General features: G+C 60.9%; 15 protein-coding genes. 7 read left to right on the forward strand and 8 right to left on the reverse strand.

What is annotated here, in order from left to right:
• From ACIQ3A_RS09740 to glp, 5 genes are all read left to right on the forward strand, one after another.
• The coding region (locus ACIQ3A_RS09740) for a sodium-translocating pyrophosphatase (protein WP_396431548.1) at positions 1 to 1,586 on the forward strand (1,586 nt) is incomplete at its 5' end.
• Positions 1,587 to 1,717: 131 nt separating this feature from the next.
• Complete coding sequence (locus ACIQ3A_RS09745; RefSeq protein ID WP_396431549.1) at positions 1,718 to 3,151, forward strand: aldehyde dehydrogenase family protein; 1,434 nt, start codon at positions 1,718 to 1,720, stop codon at positions 3,149 to 3,151.
• An 87-nt stretch (positions 3,152 to 3,238) separates the two neighbouring features.
• A complete protein-coding gene (moaA, locus tag ACIQ3A_RS09750) occupies positions 3,239 to 4,381 on the forward strand; it encodes a GTP 3',8-cyclase MoaA (RefSeq protein WP_396431550.1) in 1,143 nt (380 codons plus the stop codon).
• A gap of 5 nt (positions 4,382 to 4,386) precedes the next feature.
• Positions 4,387 to 5,010, forward strand: coding sequence for a molybdenum cofactor guanylyltransferase MobA (gene mobA / locus ACIQ3A_RS09755; RefSeq protein WP_396431551.1), 624 nt, complete (start codon positions 4,387 to 4,389; stop codon positions 5,008 to 5,010).
• A gap of 53 nt (positions 5,011 to 5,063) precedes the next feature.
• The gene (gene glp / locus ACIQ3A_RS09760; RefSeq protein ID WP_396431552.1) at positions 5,064 to 6,362 is read left to right on the forward strand and encodes a gephyrin-like molybdotransferase Glp; all 1,299 of its coding nucleotides are present in this window, start codon (positions 5,064 to 5,066) and stop codon (positions 6,360 to 6,362) included.
• Positions 6,363 to 6,474: 112 nt separating this feature from the next.
• Here glp and ACIQ3A_RS09765 read toward each other — a convergent pair whose 3' ends face one another.
• From ACIQ3A_RS09765 to ACIQ3A_RS09780, 4 genes are all read right to left on the reverse strand, one after another.
• Complete coding sequence (locus ACIQ3A_RS09765; RefSeq protein ID WP_396431553.1) at positions 6,475 to 9,555, reverse strand: efflux RND transporter permease subunit; 3,081 nt, start codon at positions 9,553 to 9,555, stop codon at positions 6,475 to 6,477.
• Positions 9,542 to 10,888, reverse strand: a complete 1,347-nt coding sequence (locus ACIQ3A_RS09770) for an efflux RND transporter periplasmic adaptor subunit (RefSeq protein WP_396431554.1) — start codon at positions 10,886 to 10,888, stop codon at positions 9,542 to 9,544. Before ACIQ3A_RS09770 ends, ACIQ3A_RS09765 begins: the two co-directional genes overlap by 14 nt.
• A gap of 151 nt (positions 10,889 to 11,039) precedes the next feature.
• Complete coding sequence (gene rnhA, locus ACIQ3A_RS09775; RefSeq protein ID WP_108407027.1) at positions 11,040 to 11,486, reverse strand: ribonuclease HI; 447 nt, start codon at positions 11,484 to 11,486, stop codon at positions 11,040 to 11,042.
• On the reverse strand, positions 11,473 to 12,303 hold the full coding sequence (locus ACIQ3A_RS09780) for a class I SAM-dependent methyltransferase (protein WP_396431555.1): 831 nt from the start codon (positions 12,301 to 12,303) through the stop codon (positions 11,473 to 11,475). Before ACIQ3A_RS09780 ends, rnhA begins: the two co-directional genes overlap by 14 nt.
• Between ACIQ3A_RS09780 and gloB the strand changes: the two genes are divergently transcribed.
• Both gloB and ACIQ3A_RS09790 read left to right on the forward strand, forming a co-directional pair.
• A complete protein-coding gene (gene gloB / locus ACIQ3A_RS09785; protein WP_396431556.1) occupies positions 12,302 to 13,072 on the forward strand; it encodes a hydroxyacylglutathione hydrolase in 771 nt (256 codons plus the stop codon). The two genes, ACIQ3A_RS09780 and gloB, sit on opposite strands and share 2 nt — an antisense overlap.
• Complete coding sequence (locus ACIQ3A_RS09790; RefSeq protein WP_396431557.1) at positions 13,072 to 14,658, forward strand: transglycosylase SLT domain-containing protein; 1,587 nt, start codon at positions 13,072 to 13,074, stop codon at positions 14,656 to 14,658. The genes gloB and ACIQ3A_RS09790 overlap by 1 nt, the downstream gene beginning before the upstream one ends.
• A 27-nt stretch (positions 14,659 to 14,685) precedes the next feature.
• On the opposite strand, the gene ACIQ3A_RS09795 is transcribed toward ACIQ3A_RS09790, so the two are convergent.
• From ACIQ3A_RS09795 to ACIQ3A_RS09810, 4 genes are all read right to left on the reverse strand, one after another.
• Complete coding sequence (locus ACIQ3A_RS09795) at positions 14,686 to 15,726, reverse strand: ABC transporter substrate-binding protein (RefSeq protein ID WP_396431558.1); 1,041 nt, start codon at positions 15,724 to 15,726, stop codon at positions 14,686 to 14,688.
• Positions 15,727 to 15,917: 191 nt separating this feature from the next.
• Positions 15,918 to 16,508 (reverse strand): recombination mediator RecR, encoded by a 591-nt coding sequence (gene recR / locus ACIQ3A_RS09800; RefSeq protein ID WP_396431559.1) that lies wholly within the window; start codon positions 16,506 to 16,508, stop codon positions 15,918 to 15,920.
• Between the two features lie 18 nt (positions 16,509 to 16,526).
• Positions 16,527 to 16,850, reverse strand: coding sequence for a YbaB/EbfC family nucleoid-associated protein (locus ACIQ3A_RS09805; protein ID WP_108407000.1), 324 nt, complete (start codon positions 16,848 to 16,850; stop codon positions 16,527 to 16,529).
• Positions 16,851 to 16,886: 36 nt separating this feature from the next.
• On the reverse strand, positions 16,887 to 18,434 hold a 1,548-nt coding region (locus tag ACIQ3A_RS09810; protein ID WP_396431560.1), incomplete at its 5' end, for a DNA polymerase III subunit gamma/tau C-terminal domain-containing protein.

The raw sequence follows: 18,434 nt of genomic DNA on the forward strand, positions 1-18,434 counted from the left end.
CCACCTTGCTCAACCCCTTGATTGGTTTTGCTTTTGGCTCGTCACTGATTTCAATCTTTGCGCGTCTGGGCGGCGGCATTTTCACCAAAGGCGCTGACGTAGGCGCTGACCTGGTCGGCAAGGTAGAGGCAGGCATCCCTGAGGACGACCCGCGCAACCCCGCCGTGATCGCCGACAACGTGGGTGACAACGTGGGCGACTGCGCGGGCATGGCGGCCGACTTGTTCGAGACCTATGCTGTGACCCTGATCGCCACCATGGTACTGGGTGCCCTGCTGATCTCAGCTGCACCAGGCCAAGCCGTGCTTTACCCCTTGGCTCTGGGCGCGGTGTCCATCATCGCCTCCATCATTGGCTGTTTCTTTGTCAAAGCCTCACCCGGCATGACCAACGTGATGCCCGCGCTCTACAAAGGCCTGGCCATTGCGGGCGCGCTCTCACTGGTGGCGTTTTATTTTGTCACCACTTGGCTCATGCCCGACAACGCCTTGGGCGGAACGGGCGCACAAATGAAGCTGTTTGGTGCTTGCGCCGTCGGTCTGGGGCTCACCGCTGCCCTGGTTTGGATCACCGAGTTTTACACCGGCACGCAGTACGCCCCGGTGCAGCACATCGCCCAAGCCTCGACCACTGGTCACGGCACCAACATCATTGCCGGCCTGGGCGTGTCCATGCGCTCCACCGCCTGGCCTGTGATGTTCGTCTGCCTGGCCATCTGGACAGCGTATGCACTGGCAGGCTTGTACGGGATCGCTGTGGCGGCCACGTCCATGCTGTCCATGGCAGGCATTGTGGTGGCCCTGGACGCCTACGGCCCCATCACCGACAACGCGGGTGGCATTGCTGAAATGGCCGAACTGCCCAGTAGCGTGCGCGCCATCACCGACCCGCTGGACGCGGTGGGCAACACCACCAAGGCCGTGACCAAAGGTTATGCCATCGGTTCTGCCGGTCTGGCCTCGCTGGTGCTGTTTGCCGACTACACCCACAAGCTGGAGTCGTACGGCAAAGCCATCAGCTTTGACCTGTCCGACCCGCTGGTGATCATCGGCCTGTTCATTGGTGGCCTGATTCCTTACCTTTTTGGCGCCATGGCCATGGAAGCCGTTGGCCGCGCTGCGGGCAGCGTGGTGGTCGAGGTGCGTCGCCAGTTCAAGGAAATTCCCGGCATCATGGAAGGCACGGCCAAGCCCGAATACGGCAAGGCCGTTGACATGCTGACCACGGCCGCCATCAAGGAAATGGTCATCCCAAGCTTGCTGCCCGTGGTGGTGCCGGTTTTGGTCGGCTTGATTCTTGGCCCCAAGGCCTTGGGCGGTTTGCTGATGGGCACCATCATCACCGGCTTGTTTGTGGCCATCTCGATGTGCACCGGTGGCGGTGCTTGGGACAACGCCAAAAAGTACATTGAAGACGGCCACCACGGTGGCAAAGGTTCTGAGGCCCACAAAGCGGCGGTGACCGGCGACACCGTGGGCGACCCCTACAAGGACACAGCAGGCCCGGCCATCAACCCGTTGATCAAGATCATCAACATCGTGGCGCTTTTGATCGTGCCGCTGGTGATGAAGTTTCACGGGGGATGAGCTGAACCCGCCCCTTTAAAGGCCCGCAACTGCGGGCCTTTTTCGTGGGGCTTGGCCATCTTTAGGTGCATGACACCAACCCATGTCCCATGGGTGATTTTCAAAATGTGCCACAGGTTCACAATGGCGCCATGCAACAGAATTTCATCGCCAACCTTTCCGTTTCCGCCCTGGCCGGGCAAACCATTGATGTGCTGGACCCGTCTGACGGTCAGGTGTTCGACCAGATTCCGCGCAGCCAGGCTGCCGACATCGACCAGGCCGTACAAGCCGCCCGCGCCGCCTTCAATGGCCCTTGGGGCAAGCTCAACGCCATGGAACGTGGCCGCCTCTTGATGAAGCTGTCGCAAAAAGTGACTGAGCACGCGGCTGAACTGTCGGCGCTGGAGCAACGCGACTGCGGCAAACCCACCAAGCAGGCGGCGGCAGACTCGGTCGCGTTGGCGCGGTATTTTGAGTTTTACGCCGGCTCTTGCGACAAACTGCATGGCGAAACCCTGCCCTACCAAAACGGCTACAGCGTGCTGACCTGGCGTGAGCCACACGGTGTCACGGGCCATGTCATCCCCTGGAACTACCCGATGCAAATTTTCGGGCGCAGCGTGGGGGGCGCCCTGGCGGCAGGCAATGCCTGCGTGGTCAAACCGGCCGAAGACGCTTGCCTGTCATTGATCCGGGTGGCACAACTGGCCGCCGAAGTGGGCTTTCCGCCCGGGGCCATCAACATCGTCACCGGCTATGGCCACGAAGTGGGGGATGCGCTGGCACGGCACCCCGGCATTGACCACATCAGCTTCACTGGCAGCCCCCGAGTGGGCACCATGATCCAGCAAGTGGCGGCCGAGCGCCATTGCCCCGTAACACTGGAGCTGGGGGGCAAAAGCCCGCAGATCATTTTTGAAGACGCCGATCTGGACGCCGCCATTCCGGTGGTGGTCAACGCCATCGTGCAGAACTCGGGCCAGACCTGCAGCGCGGGCTCGCGCGTGCTAATCCAGCAGTCCATTTACGAGCCGCTTTTAAAGCGTCTGGGCGAGGCGTTCAGCCGCCTGCAAGCCGGCTCAGCCAGCATGAACCTGGATTTGGGCCCGCTGATTCGCGCCAGCCAGCTCGAGCGCGTCAGCGGCTTTCTGGAGCAAGCCAAAGCCGATGGCATCGCCACTGTCGCGCAGGGCCAGATTGCCAAGGGCGTGCCTGCGGGTGGCTTTTACCAGGCCCCCACCTTGCTGCGCGATGTGCCCGTGATGCACCGCTTGGCACAAGAAGAAGTGTTTGGTCCGGTGCTGTCGGCCATGGCCTTCAAAGACGAAGACCATGCGGTCGAATTGGCCAACGCCACCGAATTTGGCTTGGTGGCAGGGATCTGGACACGCGATGGCAGCCGCCAGTTCCGCATGGCCAAAAGGGTGCGCAGCGGCCAGGTTTTCATCAACAACTACGGCGCAGGCGGTGGCGTAGAGCTGCCTTTTGGCGGCGTCAAATCTTCCGGCTACGGCCGTGAAAAAGGCTTTGAAGCCCTGCTGGGCTTCACCACCCTCAAAACCGTGGCCATTGCCCACGGTTGAAGCCGCCCATCCCTCCACGTGGCTTCAAAGCTGCAAACTTGACCGTGCCACACCGCAGGCGTGGTGGCTCGGGCACAATCAACCCCCATGTCTGAACGCGTCATTCCGCTGGTTGACCAGCGCCATCCCAGCCTGCCCTTGCCCTCGATGGCCCAGGGGCAAGACCTGAGCACATTGCCTTTGGATGGCCTGCGCCGCCCGCTCACCGATTTGCGCATCAGTGTGACCGACCGGTGCAACTTCCGATGCAGCTACTGCATGCCCAAGGAGGTCTTTGACAAAGACTACGCCTACCTGCCGCACAGCCACTTGCTGAGCTTTGAGGAAATCACCCGCATCGCCAGTGTGTTCGTGGGACGCGGTGTGCGCAAAATACGCCTGACCGGGGGCGAACCGCTGCTGCGCAAAAACATTGAGATCCTGATCGAACAACTGGCCGCCCTGCGCACCCTGGATGGCCAGCCGCTCGATTTGACGCTGACCACCAACGGCTCGCTGCTGGCCCGCAAGGCGCAAAGCTTGAAAGACGCGGGCCTGCAACGCATCACGGTGAGCCTGGACGGGCTGGATGATGCCATATTCAGGCAAATGAACGATGTGGATTTTCCGGTGCACGATGTGCTGGCTGGCATCGAAGCGGCCAAAGCGGTTGGTCTGGGGCCGATCAAGGTCAATATGGTGGTCAAGCGTGGCACCAACGAACATGAAATTTTGCCCATGGCCCGCCATTTCCGGGGCACGGGCATCGTGCTGCGCTTCATCGAATACATGGACGTCGGTGCTACCAACGGTTGGTGCATGGACGAGGTGCTGCCCAGCGCCGAAGTGATCCGCCTGCTGCAAACCGAGCTTCCGCTGGTGCAACTCACCCCATCCGCCCCGGGTGAAACGGCCGAGCGATGGGGCTATGCCAATGCCCAGGGCAAGCATGACCCAGCGTTAGGTGAAGTCGGCGTGATCAGCAGCGTGACCCAAGCCTTTTGCGGCGACTGCAACCGGGCCCGGTTGTCGACCGAAGGGCGCCTGTATTTGTGTTTGTTTGCCAGCCAAGGCTATGACTTGCGACAACTATTGCGCGACCCCAGCCAAACCGACACCGTGCTGGCCGCTACCGTGGACGCCATCTGGCGGGGCCGCACCGACCAATACTCGGTGCTGCGCAGCCTGCGTGGACCGGACACCCCCAGCGGCCCTGGCCACCGGGTGGAAATGAGCTACATCGGAGGCTGAGCGCCATGAACAACAACGCAGCAGGCATCACTGGTTTGATTTTGGCGGGCGGGCGTGGGTCGCGCATGGGCGGCATCGACAAAGGCCTGCAAAACTTTCGCGGCCTGCCGCTGGCGCTGCAAACCCTGATGCGACTGCAACTGCAAAGCCTGCCGCTGCAAGAGGTGCTCATCAACGCCAACCGCAACCTCTCGGCCTACGAATCGCTGGGGGCGCCCGTCTGGCCGGACAGCATCGATGGCTTTGCCGGGCCGCTGGCCGGCTTTCTGACGGGCCTGGAGCGCTGCGAAACGCCCTTGCTGCTGACCGTGCCATGCGACACACCCCTGTTTCCTCTCGACCTGGTGGCGCGTCTGTACGAAGCCTTGCACGCGCAAGACGCCGACATGGCCATGGCCGCTGCGCCCGAAGCCGACGGTGCGGTGCGCCCGCAACCCGTTTTTTGTCTGCTCAAAACCGACTTGCTTGAAAGCCTGGTGAAGTTCACCCAAAGCGGAGGCAGAAAGATCGATGCCTGGACCGGCCAGCACCGCTGCGCCATCGTGCCCTTTAACCAGCCCGGCGACAGCGCCCATGCTTTCGCCAATGCCAACACGCTGACCGAACTTCAGCAACTCGAAGCGCTCTGATTCCCGTTGTCCTCCCGTTGCCCTTCCCTTGCCAACCTTTGGCAGCTCAGACCATGACCACGCCAATGTCTCCCCAGCTTTCCCTGAACGAGATCGCCGAGCGCCTGCAAGGCTACGACCCGCAGGCGTTATCGGCCCGCCATGTGAACGACTTTCTGGCCCAACTGATTCAGCCAGTGCGCGAGCAGGAAAGCGTGCCCCTGATGCAGGCCCATGGCCGCATCTTGGCGCAAGACGTGGTCTCGCCCATCAGCGTGCCGCCGCACGACAACTCGGCCATGGACGGCTACGCCCTGCGCGCCTCTGACCTGCTGGCCAAAGAACCCACCACGCTGAAATCGGTGGGCACTGCTTTTGCAGGTGCGGCTTGGCAGGGCAGCGTGCAAAGCGGCGAATGTGTGCGCATCATGACCGGGGCCATCATGCCGGCCGGGCTGGACACCGTGGCCCCCCAAGAGCTCGTTCAGGTGAATGGCGACACCGTGCAAATAGCCGCGGGCCTGCTGCAGGCTGGCGACAACCGCCGATTGCTGGGCGAGGACCTGATGGCCGGTCAGCCCGCCTTGCAGGCTGGCACACGCTTGGGCCCTGCGGCCTGCGGCCTGCTGGCCAGCCTGGGGCTGCCCACGGTGCCGGTCTGGCGCCGTCCGAAGGTGGCCTATTTTTCGACCGGTGACGAAATTTTGAGTCTGGGTGAAGCCCCGCGTGAGGGCGCCGTGTACGACAGCAACCGCTACACCGTGGCCGGCATGGTGCAAGCCCTGGGTTGCGAGTTGATCGACATGGGCGTGGTGCGTGACGAACCCGCCGCCCTGGAGCAAGCTTTCAAGGAAGCCGCCGCGCAGGCCGACGCCATCATCACCAGTGGTGGCGTGAGCGTAGGTGAGGCCGACTACACCAAGGCCATGATGAAAAAGCTGGGTGACGTGGCCTTTTGGCGCATCGCCATGCGCCCCGGCCGCCCCATGGCCGTGGGCCGCATTCGCCAAGGTGATCGATCGGCGGTGCTGTTTGGTTTGCCAGGCAACCCGGTGGCCGTGATGGTGACCTTTGCCGCTTTTGTGCGCCCAGCCCTGCAGCAGCTCATGGGCTGGCAAGCGCCTGCCTTGCCCCTGCTCAAAGCCAAAAGCACCGAGGCCCTGCGCAAGAAACCTGGCCGCACCGAATACCAGCGTGGCATCGTCAGTACCAACGCACGGGGTGAACTGCAAGTCAGCATCACTGGCAACCAGGGTTCCGGCGTGCTCAGCTCCATGGTGCAGGCCAACGGCTTGATCGTGCTGGGCCACGACCAGGGCAACGTGGCCGTGGGCGACGCCGTGGATGTGCTGATGTTTGAGGGGCATCTGTAAACCGCCGCCTTCAGCAGTTCCCATGAAAAAAGCGGCTGATGCCGCTTTTTTCATGGAGACACGCCACAGTCTTGGCGGTCAATTGGGTTAAGTAGGCCGCTCAATGGGCCGCTCAATGCCCCACAGCGGCCGGATCTTCCTGCGCAATGGCCTTGTTCGGGCCGGGCACCGCCTTGCGGGCCAACAGTGAATACATGGTGGGCACCACAAAGATGGCCAGCAAAGTGCCCAGACTCATACCGCCCACAATCACCCAGCCGATTTGCGTGCGGCTCTCAGCCCCTGCGCCAGTGGCCAGCGCCAGCGGCACGGCACCCAGCACCATGGCACCGGTGGTCATCAGGATCGGGCGCAAACGCTGGGCCGAGGCCTTGATCAATGCGTCTTGCGTGGCCAATCCCTGCTCGCGCAGCTGGTTGGTGAATTCCACGATCAGGATGCCATGCTTGGTGATCAGGCCCACCAGGGTGATCAGGCCGATTTGAGAGTACACGTTGAGCGATCCCCCCGTGAACTTGAGTGCCAGCAGCGCCCCGATCATGGACAGAGGCACCGACAGCATGATCACGAACGGGTCCACAAAGCTCTCGAATTGCGCGGCCAGCACCAAAAAGATAAACAACAGCGCCAGTACAAAGACGATCACCAAAGCGCCTTGAGAGTTCTTGAACTCTCGTGAAGTGCCATTGAGTTCAGTGGTGTAGCCAGGCTGGAGCACTTTGGCCGCCGTGGCATCCATGAACTTCAGCGCCTCGCCCAACGAATAGTCTGGGGCCAGGTTGGCCGTAATGGACACCGAACGGCGCTGGCCAAAGTGGTTCAACTCCCGGGGCGACACACTCTCGCGCACTTTGACCAGGCTCGACAGCGGGATCATGGTGTCGTTGCGACCACGCACCTGAATCACGTCGATATCATCCGGCGTATTGCGGGCGGATGGCAGGGTTTGCACGATCACGTCGTACTGCTCGGCATCGCGTTTGTAGCGCGTCACCACGCGACCGCCCAACATGGTCTCGATGGTTTTGGCCACCACCTCGACACTGACCCCCAACTCGGCGGCCTTGACACGGTCCACCTCCACCCGCAGTTCGGGTTTGTTCAAGCGCAGATCCACATCGGGCTGCAAGATGCCAGGGTTTTTGGCCACCTCGTCCATCATTTGCCGGGCGATCAGGTTCAAGTTCTGGTAACTTTCCGAGGTCTGGATCACGAAATTCAAAGGCCGCTCACGAAAACCCTGACCCAGCGAAGGCGGGGTGATCGGAAAGGCGTTGACGCCAGACAAGGCGCCAAATTTAGGGCCCATTTCGCGGGCAATTTCCAGCGTGGTGCGTTGGCGTTGATCCCAGTCCACAGCCCGGTAAATCACCGAGCCCTGGCCCACTGTGGGGTTGCCCATGCTGGCAAAAATGCGGTCGAACTCGGGGTATGACTGGCCAATTTTTTCCAGCGCCCGGGCGTATCGGTCGGTGAACTCCAGGGTCGAGCCATCGGGCGCGTTGATGGTCGCCAAAATCGTGCCCCGATCCTCCAAGGGCGCGAGTTCCTGCTTCATGGTGGGGTAGATGAAAGCAATGCCCGTTGCGGCGGCCAACATGACCAAGACCACCACCCATCGGGCACGGGTCAGAATCAGGCGCAGCAGGTTTTCATAAGCCTTAGACAATGCCGTCAGCCAACGCTCCATGCTGCGGTCAAACCAACTCGGCTTGGGGTTGTGACGCAGCAGTTTGGCGCTCAGCATCGGGGCCAAGGTCAAGGCTACAAAACCGGACACGATCACTGCCCCAGCCAGTGCCAGCGCAAACTCTCCAAACAACTTGCCGGTGCGTCCGGGCGTGAAAGCCAAAGGGGCGAAGACTGCGGCCAACGTCATGGTCATGGCCACCACGGCAAAGCTGATTTCGCGCACGCCCTTGATGGCCGCAGAAAACGGATCCAGCCCTTCTTCGATGTGCCGGTAAATGTTCTCCAGCACCACAATCGCATCGTCCACCACCAGACCAATGGCCAGCACCAGCGCCAGCAAGGTCAGGGTGTTGATGGTGAAGCCGGCCAGGGCCATCATGGCAAAAGCGCCAATCAGGCTCACGGGAATGGTGATTATGGGAATGATGGATGCCCGCACGGTGCGCAAAAAGACAAAAATCACCAGGGCTACCAGCACCACGGCTTCAACAATCGTCTTGAACACGCTCTTGATGGAGCGGTCGATGAAGACCGAGTTGTCGTTGGCGATGTCGATGGTGATGTCGCTCGGCAAATCGACCTTCAGGCGGGGAATCATCTCGCGCACCCCGGCCGACAATTCCAGCGGGTTGGCCGTGGCTTGGCGGATCACACCTGCCGAGATGGCCGACTGGCCGTTCAAGCGCACCAAGCTGCGGTCGTTGGCTGCGCCTTCCTTGATTTGGGCCACATCGCGCAACTTCACAGGAAAGCCGTTAACGCTGCGAATCACGATCTCACCGAACTGCCCAGGGCGGTTCAGGTCGGTTTGCGAAGACACGCTGAACTCGCGGTTGGTCGACTCGATACGCCCAGCCGGCAACTCCAGATTGTTGCGCCGGATGGCGTCTTCCACATCTTGGGGTGTGAGTTTGAAGGACGACAGGCGTGCGTGGTCCAGCGAGACCAGCATGGCGTATTTGCGCTCGCCAAAAATACGCACATCGGCCACACCCGTGACGGTCTGCAGGCGCGGCTTGACCACGCGGTTGACCAAGTCGTTGATTTGCAGGGCATTGAGCGTGTCGCTGGAAAAGGCCAGCCAAATCACCGGAAAGGCATCGGCTTCGACCTTGGCAATGACCGGCTCTTCGATGGCCTGAGGCAAACGGTTGCGCACGCGAGAAGTTCGGTCACGCACTTCAGCAGCCGCTGTGTCGGCATCTTTTTCAAGGCGAAAACGCACCGTGATCTGCGACTGCTCGGCACGGCTGATCGAGGTGATCACGTCCACGGCGTCAATGCCCGCAATCGAGTCTTCCAGAGGTTTGGTCACCTGCGACTCGATCACTTCGGCGGAAGCGCCCACATAACGGGTTGTCACCGTGACAGTGGGCTCGTCGATCTTGGGGTATTCGCGCAGCGACAGGCTTTTGAAGCTGACCGCGCCAATGAGCAAAATCAGCAAGGACATGACGACGGCCAGGACCGGCCGGCGGATGGAAACTTCAGCGAGCTGCATCTGCACCCCTCAGGCACGGGTTGGGCCCCGACATGGCCACTTTGCTCGCGGGATCGCCTTGTCCTGGCTTGGACTTCGCAGCGGCTTCCTTAGCGCCCTGAGGCCCTGCAGCTGGCGTGGGCACTGCCCCAGCTGCAGCAGCTGCCCCGGCCCCAGCCGCTGGTGCACCCGCCGCCGGTCCCGGTCCCGGACCCCCAGCAGGCTTACCGCCACCCCCGGGCTGGGACAAGTCCACCACGCGCACAGCTGTACCGTCTTTTTGCAAACGCTGGTGGCCAGCAGTGACCACGGTATCCCCTGCGGTCAGCCCTTCCAAAATTTCCACCTTGCCGGGCTGGCGCAAGCCAACTTTCACGGCCACACGCGCTGACACCAGCGTGTCGGGTTTGTCACCCGCCACGACCTTGACCACAAAGGCACGCCCCCCTTGCGGGATGATGGCTTCTTCAGGAATCACCAAGGCGTTGTCCCGCGAGCCGAACACGGCATTCACACGTGCAAACATGCCCGGCCGCAGTTGTTGTTGGCGGTTGTCGATGCAGCCGCGCACCCCCACCGATCGGCCACTGGCCTCGATCAAGGGGTCTATCGCCTGAACGATGGCCGTGAACGGGCGGCCCGGCAAAGCGTCGATGGTCAGCTGTGCTTTTTGTCCGGCGCGGATCTTGGCCTGGAAGCGCTCAGGCAAACGAAAATCCAGCAACACCGCGTCCATGTCTTCCACGTTGACCATGTCCGCACCGTCTTTGAGGTAGTCGCCCACGTTGACCTGCTTGAGACCCGTGATGCCATCGAAAGGCGCCAGCACTTTCAGGCGCTGCAAAGTCGCATCAGCCAGGGCCAGCTTGGCGCGCGAAACTTCCAGGGCTGCGCCACTTTCATCGAGCGAACGTTTGCTGATGAAGTTTTGTGTCACCAATTCCTGGTTGCGCTTGTGGTTGGCTTCTGCGATGGACAGCTCGGCCTTGGCCTGAGACAACTGGGCCACCTGCAGCTGGTCTTCAAACTGGACCATCAACTGGCCTTTGCGAACGCGCTGCCCGTCGTTGAAGAAAATTTGCTTGACCCGCCCACCCACTTCAGGCCGAAGCATCACGCCCTGGAGGGAGCGCAGGCTGCCCACGGCCTGGGTTTCATCCACCAGCGTCATGGTTTCAACTTTGGCCACCTCGACCGCGGGGGCTTTGCCAGGCCCGGCCCCTGGGGCCGCCGAGACAGCGGGTTTGGCCGCATCGCCCGATGTGCCGGTTTTGTTTTGAAGCCACCAAGCCACGCCGGATGCCACGCAAATACCCACCAATGCCATCACGGCGTATTTTTTCTTGTAAGCCATTCAAATATCTCTCGCAGGTTGAATTCACCAAGACTGACAGAATGTAACAGTGCTGCCCTATTTGCCCAATGGGTCAGCCAAGGGATATTTCAGCCATATTTGGGACTTTCCACAAGATTTGCAGCTGGGCTTCTTTGACGGCGCAGGGGCATCAGCGCCCCAGTGCTTTGTCCACGCCTTGGTTGGCCAGCGCATCGGCCCGTTCATTGCCCGGATCGCCGTTGTGCCCCTTCACCCAGCGCCAATCGATCTGATGTCCCGAAGTGGACACCACGGCATCGAGTTTTTGCCACAGATCGGCATTTTTGACAGGTTGTTTGGCGGCAGTGCGCCATCCCCGGACTTTCCAGCCATGAATCCACTCGGTGATCCCTTTGCGCACGTACTCGCTGTCCAGATAAAGGGTGACTTGACAGGGGCGCTTCAAGGCCATCAAGCCCTCGATCACAGCGGTCATCTCCATCCGGTTGTTGGTGGTGTTGAGCTCTCCGCCAAACAACTCCTGCACGTGCTGGCCAGATTGCAGACGAACTCCCCAGCCGCCAGGCCCGGGATTGCCTTTGCAGGCGCCATCGGTGTGGATTTCAACGTGGTTCAACAATGTCTTTTGCATCAGGCTGCTGGCCCATGAAGGTTTCGGAGCGGGCGGCAGGAACTGTCGCTGGAGCGGTCGATCGTACCGTGCGCCAGCTTCGGCCATCAATCAAGCGTCCGCCAGGCACTCTTTTGGTGGCAATCAACAGATATACACCCCCCAGGATCGGCCACCAGCGTTCGCCCAGTGCGTCCATCCAGCCCAGGCGTTGCATCCAGCGTTCACTGCCCAAGACGGGGGTCCAGCCCCCGAACCGACTGACCTGGACCTCAAAACCCAGCAATCGCAACCAGTCCCGCAAACGGCGATAGCCAATCAAGGCCGGCGATGTGTTGTCCATCCGCACCTTGCTCTGCTGACCGCGCGCCTGTTGCCACCCCCACCAACTCCATGGGTTCAGCCCGGTGATCAAGACCTGACCCTCCGGAATCAGCACGCGCTCGACCTCTCGCAAACAGGCATGCGGATCGGCTGATCGCTCCAACGCGTGGGGCAAAACCACCAGGTCCAGGCTGTCTGCAGGCCAAGGCCAAGCCTGGCTGTCCAGGCAGACGTCGGGCAGCCCCCCCGGAGTCAGGTTGGGCGTTGTGAAGCTGGGTTCAAATTCAGCCTGCGCCAGCCAGCGGTGAGGCATTCGGTTGCTGCGCAAGGCCTGCAGATCAGGCCAGCCCAGTTGCACTGCGTGGTAGCCAAACACGTCGGCCAGCAGTTCATCGGCCTGCTGTTGCTCCCAGGCCAGCAAGCGTGACGCCACCGGCTGGCCCAAATCTGCCAGCCAGGCATCGCCTGAACGCTTGCTTTCTATAATCTGACTCTCCATGAAACTCATTGCATTGCCCGCCTTCTCCGACAACTACATCTGGTTGTTGCACGATGACCACCACGCACTGGTGGTGGACCCTGGTGACAGTGCGCCTGTCTTGACTTGGTTACAGCATCACCCGGGCGTGCAACTGGACATGATTCTAGTCACGCACCACCATGCTGACCACACAGGTGGCCTGACCGAACTGGTGAGCCACACCCATGCCCACGTGGCGGGCCCGGCCATGGAAAAAATGCCCGTCGAAACACAGGGCTTGGTGCAAGGCGACCGGCTGGACTGGCATGGCTTGGGCTTTGAGGTGCACGAGGTACCTGGTCACACCCTGGGCCACATTGCTTTCTGGGCACAACCTGTCGACCAAGCCCCGGTTCTTTTTTGTGGCGACACCCTTTTTTCTGGAGGCTGCGGTCGGCTTTTTGAAGGCACTGCGGCCCAAATGCTCGGCTCCCTCGACCGCTTGGCCGCCCTGCCAGATGAAACCCGCGTTTGCTGCGCCCACGAATACACCCTGTCAAATTTAAAATTTGCCTTGGCGGTCGATCCGGACAACCAGCCCCTGCGCACCTACGCCCAAATTTGTGCCGATCTGCGCCACAGCAATCAACCCACCTTGCCCGTGCCCTTGTCGACCGAGCGTGCGATCAACCCTTTTTTACGAAGTCGCAGCCGCGCCGTCAGCAACGCCGTCAGGCAGCGCGATGCCCGCGCGATGGACGACGTCACGACCTTTGCCGCACTTCGCACCTGGAAAAACGAATTTTGATGAACCTATTTATCCGGCATGACCTCGATCAAGCCGATTCCAGTCGATTCGCCAGCAGGCGTTTGACTGCTGTAGTTTGTTTGGGCCTGAGCCTGTTGTTGGGCGCGTGTGCCACTGCGCCCTCTTCGACATCGGGCATTGCTACAACGCCAGCCCCGTCAGCGGCTGTGCCCGCCGCCGAACCGGACAGCAAGCCCATGCCTGCGCCAGCGGCCGTCATCCTCCCTGCACAAGCCGAGCAAAGCTTTGTTTTGCTCAAGCCCCGCAGCAACCTGGGCCTAGTACCACCCACCGACGTGTGGGAGCGCATTCGCCGTGGCTTTGCCATGCCCGATCTGAACAACGACCTGGTCCGCAACCGGGAGCAATGGTATGCCAGCCGCCCCGACTACATGCTGCGCATGACCGAGCGCTCACGGCCTTACCTTTTCCATGTGGTCGAAGAGTTGGAACGGCGCAACATGCCCACCGAATTGGCCTTGCTGCCCTTCATCGAATCGGCCTTCAACCCCCAGGCGGTGTCCAGTGCCAAAGCGGCAGGCATGTGGCAATTCATGCCCGCCACCGGCAAGTATTTCGATCTGAAGCAAAACCTGTTTCGCGACGACCGGCGGGATGTCCTGGAGTCCACGCGCGCGGCGCTGGACTATCTGCAAAAACTCTACGGCATGTTTGGCGATTGGCACCTGGCGCTGGCGGCTTACAACTGGGGGGAAGGCAGCGTTGGCCGTGCGCTGGCTCGCAACAAAACCCAGGGCAAACCGTTGACCTACAGCGATCTGAGCATGCCCAATGAGACCCGCTACTACGTGCCCAAGTTGCAAGCGGTGAAAAACATCGTGGCCCAGCCTGAGGCTTTCAATACCCAATTGCCCCTCATCCAGAATCACCCCTACTTCAAAAGCGTTCCGATTGAGAGAGACATCGACGTGGCCGTGGCGGTGAAACTGGCCGCAGTCAAACTGGAAGACTTCAAGGCGCTCAACCCGTCGATGAACCGCCCTGTGATTCTGGCGGCGGGGACCCCCCAAATTTTGCTGCCTTGGGACAATGCCACTGTTTTTGAGCGGAACCTGCAAGCCCACGCCAACAAGCCATTGGCCACATGGACAGCATGGCAGGCCCCACGGACCATGAAACCCGAAGATGTGGCGCAGCAACTGGACATGCCCGTCAACGAACTGCGTTCAGTCAACGGTATCCCCCCCCGAATGATGATCACGGCGGGCTCCACTTTGCTGGTGCACCGCAAAGGCCGACTGGACAGCGATGTCACCGAACACCTGGCAGACAACGGCCAATTGGGACTTGCTCCCGAAGTGGTGCTCAAAAGAATTGCCGTCAAAGCACGCAAGGGCGACTCTTTGGCCAGCCTGGCGGCACGACATGGCGTTTCTGAAGCCAATATGGCCACCTGGAACCAGCTGAAAACCAATGCCCGAGTGAGCACGGGTCAAACCCTGACCATTTTAGTGCCCTCACAAGGGTCACGCCGGGTTGCCCGGTCTGCTCCCAACAAACCCGCCAGCCAGAAATCGCCCACGAAACAAGCGCACAAGACCAGCAAGCCACAAGCCAAGCGCTGACATCAGGCGCACAAAGCAGCCGCCCCATCACGCGGCAAAGCGGGTTTTGGATTTGATGGCCAATGTGTTGGTGTAAATCTGGCCCACCAACAGACGCGGGTTGTTAAAACGGCCTGGCAACCGGTTGTGCGCTCGCCAGGCATTGACCACAGCGTCGCCAGCAATCAAACCATCGATGGCATAGGACTCCCGCAACTTCTCGAAAGCGCCCAGGTAAATGGCCCGGTCGCCCCACCAATGTTGCGCAGGAACCGTCTTCAAAATATCGGTCACACCGGCTGTTTGCAACCACTTCAGAGCATGCACCACGGCATCGCTCAAAGCCTGAGCCACGTCGGACTGCCGCTGCAAAAAATCAGCCCTCGCCATCAAGCAAGCCCCGGGCACTTGTCCCCCCATGAGCTTGCGGGTGGCCATCAAAGAGCGGGCTTCTCCCATCACCCGAATTTCATTTTTTTGCTCCAGCCAATGCATGACCGGATCGGGGTTGCACAAGGCATCGATCGCGCCACTGCGCAAGGCATCCACGACCAGCGGCGAAGAACCCACCTCGACAAAAACCACATCTTCCGGCAGCAAGCCGTTTTGCAAAAGCCATTGGCATGCCATCCAGTGGGTGCTGGAATCCAGCGATGTGACCCCAACCCGAGCACCCTTGAGCGCCATCACGGACCGCCGTTCAAGCCGCGAGGCCACGCCCAGGCTGACTTGTGGGGTGCGCCCCATCTGGACGAAGGCCTGGTAATTCAGGCCTTTGTGGTGCACCCCAAACAAATGGTCAAACGCACCCGCCATCACATCGGCCTGCCCATGCAAGACACTGGCCAATGCCTTGGCGCCAGACTCATGGGCCGACCACTCGACAGAGAGGCCTGCCTGCCTGAAAAACCCCAACTGGTCTGCCAAAGTCAAAGGCAAGTGGTACAGACTTTGCCTGGCTGCCAAAGCAAGCGTGACCCGGTGCGCGCCACGCAAAGGCTCCACAGCAGCCCGGGACGCTGATGGCCCCACCAAAGCGCCCATGGCAGACAACAAAATGGACCGTCGTTGCCAATTGGCATCAGACACAAGCAGGCTCCCGTGGACATCGGATATTCGATGCATCGAGCATAGGCAAAAGGCAAAAATAACGCATCGGGATTGATCCCGAGCGGGTTTCCACGTAATGGATGGCCAGTATTTCAGGTGACTGCAGCGCGGCGGACACCGGGACCCGGCCCGTGGGGGCAAGCTAGGCCGAAGCAGGCGACAGCAGAATATCAGCGCCGGTCGACCAAGGCATGGGCGATGGTGCCCAAGTCCACGTATTCCAGTTCGCTGCCTGCAGGCACGCCGCGCGCCAGGCGCGTCACTTTCAAGCCTTGCTGCCGGATCATCTCCGAGATCACATGGGCAGTCGCTTCGCCCTCGGCCGTGAAGTTGGTCGCCAAGATCACCTCGGTCAGCACACCATCGGCGACACGCTTCTTCAGCTTGGCCAGGCCAATATCGTGTGGGCCTATACCGTCGAGCGGGCTGAGCTTGCCCATCAACACAAAGTACAGCCCCCGGTAGGTGCCGGTGCGCTCAATGGCCGATTGATCCGCTGGGGTTTCAATCACGCACAACTGGGTGCGGTCGCGCATCAAGTCCAGGCAGGTGTCGCACAGCTCGGCCTCGGTGAACGTGTGACAACACTCGCAATGCCGGATTTTCTGGACCGCGTTGTCCAGCGCAGCGGCCAGTTGCCGGGCCGTGGCCCGGTCGTTTTGCAACAACTGAAAAGCCATGCGCTGCGCCGACTTGATGCCCACCCCTGGCAGGCCCTTGAGGGCCTGAACCAAAGTGGCAAGAGCGTGGGTATCGGCCATGGCGGGTGATTCAGGTGATCAGAAAGGCATTTTCATGCCTGGGGGCAAACCAGCCGTCAGCTTGCCCATTTTTTGCTGCGACACCTCTTCAGCCTGACGCACGGCGTCATTGAAGGCGGCTGCCACCAGGTCTTCCAGCATGTCCTTGTCATCGGCCAGCAAGCTGGGGTCGATGGTCACGCGGCGCACGCTGTGTTTGCAAGTCATCAGCACCTTGACCATGCCCGAGCCGGCCTGACCTTCCACCTCGACAAAAGCCAGTTCGTCCTGGGCTTTTTTAAGGTTGTCTTGCATGGCTTGGGCCTGTTTCATCAAGCCAGCGAGTTGTCCTTTATTGAACATGGGTGTTTCCTTTGAAAGGTTTGAACAAGGGGTAAATCAAATCAACTGAATGCTGCCGGGAACGATTTTGGCGCCAAAGTCGCGCACCATGGCCTGCACCAACGGGTCGCTGTGAATCAGGGCCTGCGCAGCCAGCATTTTCTCGGCGGCCTTCACCGCCAGGCGCTTGGCAGGGCTGTCGCTGACCGGACCGACTTCAATGTGCAATTTGACATCACCATGCCCTGCGGCCAGCAAAGCCGCCTGCAAACGTTCTCGGCTCGCTGGGTGGTTCAGCGTTTCGCGCTCCACGCGCAGCTGCCACTGGCCCTCATCTCGTGCCACCAGTTGGGACTGCAAAGCCAATTCACGCACCAGGGCGGTGATGGCCTCTTGCGCCATCATGCCTTGCACCATCTCGAGCCAGATGTCACCTTCCGGGGTGGCTTGCAGCTGCGCCGGGGCGGGCTGGCGAGGCACATCCACCCGCACCGAGGGCTCAGAGGCCTCTCGCACCGGCAAGGACCGCAAACTCGCTTGGGGCGCGGGGGTGTCGGAGACAGCTTGCCGAAGCGCCTGCTGCGCAACATCGGTGTCGTCGGTCGTGTCAGGCCCATCTTCCCAAGGTAGCAGCTCGGCAGTTGGCGGATTCGTGGCCTGAACCGGACTGGCCTGAACCGGACTGGCCTGCTCAGGCTTGGGCCTTGCAATCACTGCCGGGGAAATGGCCCGCGCAGGCTGTTCAATCAGCGCAGGGGGCTCAGCTATGGGTTGGAGGCTGATTCGTGAACTTTTTTTTTCAGCCGATCCCGCTTGGGGTTTGAAGGCCAGCAAGCGCAGCAAGACCATGGTCAGGCCCGCGTATTCATCCGGTGCGAGGCCCAACTCGCTACGCCCGTGCAGGCACAAGCTGTAAAGCAGCTGTGTTTCTTCGGCAGGCATGGCCTGGGCCAGATCGGCCAGACCCTGGGTATCGGGATCATCGCCGTCCTGCGCCATGCTGGGCACCATCTGCATCACCGCCAAGCGTTGCAGCAGCATGGCCATGTCTTCCAGGGTGGCTGCGGCCGAAACGCCTTGCAATCGCAAGGCATTGACCTGCGACACCACCGTGGCGCCATCGCCCATGGCCAAAGCGCGAATCATTTGCAACACATGGCTTCGGTCCACGCTGCCCAACATCTGGCGCACCCCCGCTTCTTGCACCTGTCCGTTGCCAAAGGCAATCGCCTGGTCGGTCAAGCTCAGGCCATCGCGCATGGAACCCCGCGCTGCACGGGCCAACAGGCGCAAGGCCATCGGTTCTGCCGACAATTGCTCAGCGGCCAAAACCTGGGTCAGGTGTTCAAACACTGTTTCTGGCGCCATGGGCCGTAAATTGAATTGCAGGCAGCGCGACAACACCGTGACCGGCACTTTTTGCGGATCGGTTGTGGCCAGCACAAATTTCAAGTATTCAGGGGGTTCTTCCAGCGTCTTCAACATCGCATTGAAGGCGGTATTGGTCAGCATGTGCACTTCGTCGATCATGAAGACCTTAAAGCGGCCTTGCACCGGCTTGTAAACAGCTTGTTCGAGCAAGCTTTGAACTTCGTCCACGCCCCG

Source organism: Limnohabitans sp., from assembly GCF_044361985.1.
Lineage (GTDB): Bacteria > Pseudomonadota > Gammaproteobacteria > Burkholderiales > Burkholderiaceae_C > Limnohabitans_A.

Bases quoted from the DNA above. Each gene is read 5' to 3' on its own strand.
- ACIQ3A_RS09745 (WP_396431549.1), top strand. From the start codon at position 1,718: ATGCAACAGAATTTCATCGCCAACCTTTCCGTTTCCGCCCTGGCCGGG.
- moaA (WP_396431550.1), top strand. From the start codon at position 3,239: ATGTCTGAACGCGTCATTCCGCTGGTTGACCAGCGCCATCCCAGCCTG.
- mobA (WP_396431551.1), top strand. From the start codon at position 4,387: ATGAACAACAACGCAGCAGGCATCACTGGTTTGATTTTGGCGGGCGGG.
- glp (WP_396431552.1), top strand. From the start codon at position 5,064: ATGACCACGCCAATGTCTCCCCAGCTTTCCCTGAACGAGATCGCCGAG.
- ACIQ3A_RS09765 (WP_396431553.1), bottom strand. From the start codon at position 9,555: ATGCAGCTCGCTGAAGTTTCCATCCGCCGGCCGGTCCTGGCCGTCGTC.
- ACIQ3A_RS09770 (WP_396431554.1), bottom strand. From the start codon at position 10,888: ATGGCTTACAAGAAAAAATACGCCGTGATGGCATTGGTGGGTATTTGC.
- gloB (WP_396431556.1), top strand. From the start codon at position 12,302: ATGAAACTCATTGCATTGCCCGCCTTCTCCGACAACTACATCTGGTTG.
- ACIQ3A_RS09780 (WP_396431555.1), bottom strand. From the start codon at position 12,303: ATGGAGAGTCAGATTATAGAAAGCAAGCGTTCAGGCGATGCCTGGCTG.
- ACIQ3A_RS09790 (WP_396431557.1), top strand. From the start codon at position 13,072: ATGAACCTATTTATCCGGCATGACCTCGATCAAGCCGATTCCAGTCGA.
- recR (WP_396431559.1), bottom strand. From the start codon at position 16,508: ATGGCCGATACCCACGCTCTTGCCACTTTGGTTCAGGCCCTCAAGGGC.
- ACIQ3A_RS09805 (WP_108407000.1), bottom strand. From the start codon at position 16,850: ATGTTCAATAAAGGACAACTCGCTGGCTTGATGAAACAGGCCCAAGCC.